5 protein-coding genes are annotated in these 3,275 nt (G+C 59.9%); all 5 read left to right on the forward strand.

Annotated features, from left to right (window positions below; all coding sequences use genetic code 11):
* Positions 1–331: hypothetical protein (locus DBR23_RS29630; protein WP_158276450.1), on the forward strand; the 331-nt coding region annotated here is incomplete at its 5' end.
* Positions 325–504 carry a hypothetical protein gene (locus DBR23_RS11750; protein ID WP_108498359.1) on the forward strand — a complete coding sequence of 60 codons (180 nt, stop codon included), beginning with the start codon at positions 325–327 and terminating at the stop codon, positions 502–504. The genes DBR23_RS29630 and DBR23_RS11750, both read left to right, overlap by 7 nt.
* Positions 501–1,322: an FAD-dependent thymidylate synthase gene (gene thyX / locus DBR23_RS11755; RefSeq protein WP_108498360.1), complete on the forward strand. Its 822-nt coding sequence runs from the start codon at positions 501–503 to the stop codon at positions 1,320–1,322. Before DBR23_RS11750 ends, thyX begins: the two co-directional genes overlap by 4 nt.
* Before the next feature lie 4 nt (positions 1,323–1,326).
* Positions 1,327–1,575, forward strand: coding sequence for a hypothetical protein (locus DBR23_RS11760; protein ID WP_108498361.1), 249 nt, complete (start codon positions 1,327–1,329; stop codon positions 1,573–1,575).
* Positions 1,572–2,672, forward strand: coding sequence for a VWA-like domain-containing protein (locus DBR23_RS11765; RefSeq protein WP_108498362.1), 1,101 nt, complete (start codon positions 1,572–1,574; stop codon positions 2,670–2,672). Before DBR23_RS11760 ends, DBR23_RS11765 begins: the two co-directional genes overlap by 4 nt.
* Positions 2,673–3,275: the final 603 nt, after the last annotated feature.

The following is a 3,275-nucleotide window of genomic DNA, read 5'->3' on the forward strand; positions in this document are numbered from 1 at the left end:
CCGCGCACAGATCACCAAGGCCGTGGCCGAGCGCCAGGCCAAGATGGTGAGCGACTGCTGGACGCGCATGCGCGAAGTGGTGGGCCGCATTGCTGACCAGTGCAGCAAGGAGAAGCCCATCATCCGCGACTCGCTGATCGACAACGCCCGCGACCTGGTCAACGTCCTGGGCGGCCTGAACATCACCGACGACCCGGACATCAACGCCGTGCGTGCCGACATCGAGAACCGCCTGCTCGTGCCCGTGACCCAGCTGCGCAGCTCACCCGTGACACAAGCACGAGTGGCCATATCTGCCAAAGAAATTCTGGAGCGCATCCCGGAATGCTGACCCGAGGGCAACAGAACGAAATCATGCGGCTCGCGCGGCAGATGGCGCGCGTGAGCCGCGCACGCGTCGAAGCGAAATGGCGCAACGGTCTGTCGCGCAAGAACATGCACCTCGACCCAGCCATCAAGAAGGCTGAGGCAAAACTCATTGAATACCTGAAGGAAGTCGGATGAAAACTGCACAGATTTTTGCCCAGTACAAAGACCACATGGGCTCCGACCTGACGGTCGTGAACGCCGCACGCACCTCATTTGGCAAAGAAAGCGATTGGCTACCTAGCGGCGCGCCCGCCGACTACCCAGGCGTCGTATATCAGCAGCGCTTTATCGAGGGGCGTACACGGCCAGTCAACCTCAGTCAAGCCGACGCCAACTTGATCCGATTCCTGGCCACGGGCTTTCGCACCAAGGACTGGAATGCGCTGCTCGAGGAAATCATTTCTAGCAAGGATAAGGATGAGCTGACCGACATCCTGCTGCACTACAAGAAGTCCGCCCAGCATTGGGCTCCTTTCGCCCACCCTCACATGCAGATTCGCATGAAGCTGCCGATCTTCCTGGCACGCCAATTCGTGAAGCATCAGGTCGGCGGCGTGTGGTCTGAGGAGTCGCGCCGCTACATGTCGTCGGAGCCCGAGTTCTGGTTCCCGACCCAGTACCACGGGCGCCCCGACGACATCAAGCAGGGTAGCGACGGTCTACATCCAGAGAGCGAGATGTGGGGTCAAGCAGCTCGTGAGCACACCAAGAACGCCCTGGCTTTCTACATGCAGGCGGTTGCCTGTGGTATGGCCCCAGAAGAAGCCCGTATCCATCTTCCCCTGAACACCATGACCACTGTGACCTGGACCGGCTCGCTGCTCTTCTGGAGCCGCGTGTGCAACCAGCGCCTGGACAGCCACGCCCAGAAAGCCGCCAACGAGCTGGCTGAGCAGATCGAAGCCATCGCCCGTCCTTTGTTTCCTGTCAGCTGGACCGCACTGGTGGGGTAAGGCCATGACAACCCAGCTGCCCGACGGGTGGGTTATGCATCACTACGAAGACGAAGTGACGTGGTGGCGCGATGACTTGGGCTACCCCATCGACTACTGGGTCTGCCAATACCCGTTCGTGCCTGGGTTCTTCGTGGCGATAACGCTAGATGACAGAACTGGCAGCAAGTACGGCATCACGTCGTATCCCATCGCCGGCCCATTCAGATCGCTCCACGCCGCCATAGCGGCTGCAATTCTCATACAACCATGACCACACCTCCCAACGCCCAAGCCGCCCGCAAGCTCACCGCCGCGCGCTCCAAGCTCATCATGGGCCAGCCCTTCTTCGGCATGCTGGCGCTGCGGCTGGCCCTGGTCGAGCGCTCTGACATCCCGACTCTCGCGGTCGATGGCAAGAGCGTGTTCTACAACCCCCAGTTCGTCCTCGGCCTGTCTGACCGGCTGTGCCAAAGTGCCATGGCCCACGAGGTCATGCATTGCGTCCTGGCGCACATCAGTCGCCGCGGCTCGCGTGAGCCTCTGCGCTGGAACTACGCCATCGACTTCGCCGCCAACCTGGTCTTGAAAGACTCTGGCTTCGAGATCGGCGACGGCTGGCTGCTCGACAACAAGTACCGCGACATGACCGCGGAGCAGATCTATCCCCTGCTCCCCGAGAAACTGAGCGCCGCGGGTGGCGGAGGCCCGCTCGACGAGATCATGGAGGGCACGCCAGGCAGCGCCGAAACCGACGCCGTCGAGTGGAAGGTCGCCACACTCCAGGCCGCCGCTACAGCCAAAGCTCAGGGCAAGCTCCCCGCTTCTCTGGACCGCTTCGTCGAAGACGTCACCAAGCCCCAGGTCGACTGGCGTGCGCAGCTGCGCCAGTTCGTCACACAAATCTGCAAAGACGACTATGCCTGGTCGCGCCCTAACCGCCGCTACCTCAGTGCTGGCATGTACTTGCCCGGCCTGTACAGCGAAAACATGGGCCCCGTCGTCGTCGGCATCGACACATCCGGCTCTATCGACGGCCCCACGCTGACCGCTTTCGGTGCCGAGATCCGTGCCTTGGCAGCAGCCGTCAAGCCCAGCGAAATCCACGTTGTGTACTGCGACGCCGAGGTGAATCACGTCGACGTGTTTACGCCCTACGACGACATGCAGTTCAAGCCGCATGGCGGAGGCGGTACAGATTTCCGACCCGTAGCTGCATACGTACAGGAGAAGAACCTCTCTCCTGAATGCGTTGTCTACTTGACGGACGGCTACGGTCCGTTTCCTGAGCAACAGAACGTTCCGTGGCTCTGGTGCATGACTACCGACGTGGTCGCACCTTTTGGCGAAACGATACGAATCGAGGTATGATCAAATCGTTTATCTAACTGAGATTACGATGGGTTCATTCAACGATCTGACTGGGCAGACCTTTACTCGGCTAACTGCGTTGCACCGTGCCGCCAATCACGGAGGCCACACCATGTGGCGAGCTTTGTGTGACTGCGGCGCACTGGTAACTGTTCGGGCGCAGCACCTACGCAACGGAAACACAAAGTCGTGCGGCTGCCTTGACATCGACACAGTTACTACCCGTTCAACAAAACACGGGCGGGCGTATGGGTCGGAATACCGGAGTTGGGCGGCAATGCTTCAGCGATGCACAAACCCCAAAAATAAAGAGTGGCACAACTACGGCGGCCGAGGAATCAAGGTGTGCGAGCGGTGGTTTACCGCCGCTAACTTTTTGTCTGATATGGGCCCTCGCCCACAAGGGAAAACGCTCGATCGTAAAGATGTGAATGGCGATTACGAGCCAGGCAATTGTCGGTGGGCGACGCCGGCCGAACAAGCCCAAAACAAACGCCCAAGGCAACCTAAGAAGAAGACTCTATGACTATTTCAAGCTGGTCGCACTCCAAGCTCGGCGATTTCGAGAAGTGCAAATTCCTCTGCTGGCTCAAGCATGACCAG

It is taken from the genome of Acidovorax sp. HMWF018, from assembly GCF_003061035.1.
In the GTDB taxonomy this organism is placed as follows: Bacteria; Pseudomonadota; Gammaproteobacteria; order Burkholderiales; family Burkholderiaceae_C; genus Acidovorax; species Acidovorax delafieldii.

Bases quoted from the DNA above. Each gene is read 5' to 3' on its own strand.
- DBR23_RS11750 (WP_108498359.1), top strand. From the start codon at position 325: ATGCTGACCCGAGGGCAACAGAACGAAATCATGCGGCTCGCGCGGCAG.
- thyX (WP_108498360.1), top strand. From the start codon at position 501: ATGAAAACTGCACAGATTTTTGCCCAGTACAAAGACCACATGGGCTCC.
- DBR23_RS11760 (WP_108498361.1), top strand. From the start codon at position 1,327: ATGACAACCCAGCTGCCCGACGGGTGGGTTATGCATCACTACGAAGAC.
- DBR23_RS11765 (WP_108498362.1), top strand. From the start codon at position 1,572: ATGACCACACCTCCCAACGCCCAAGCCGCCCGCAAGCTCACCGCCGCG.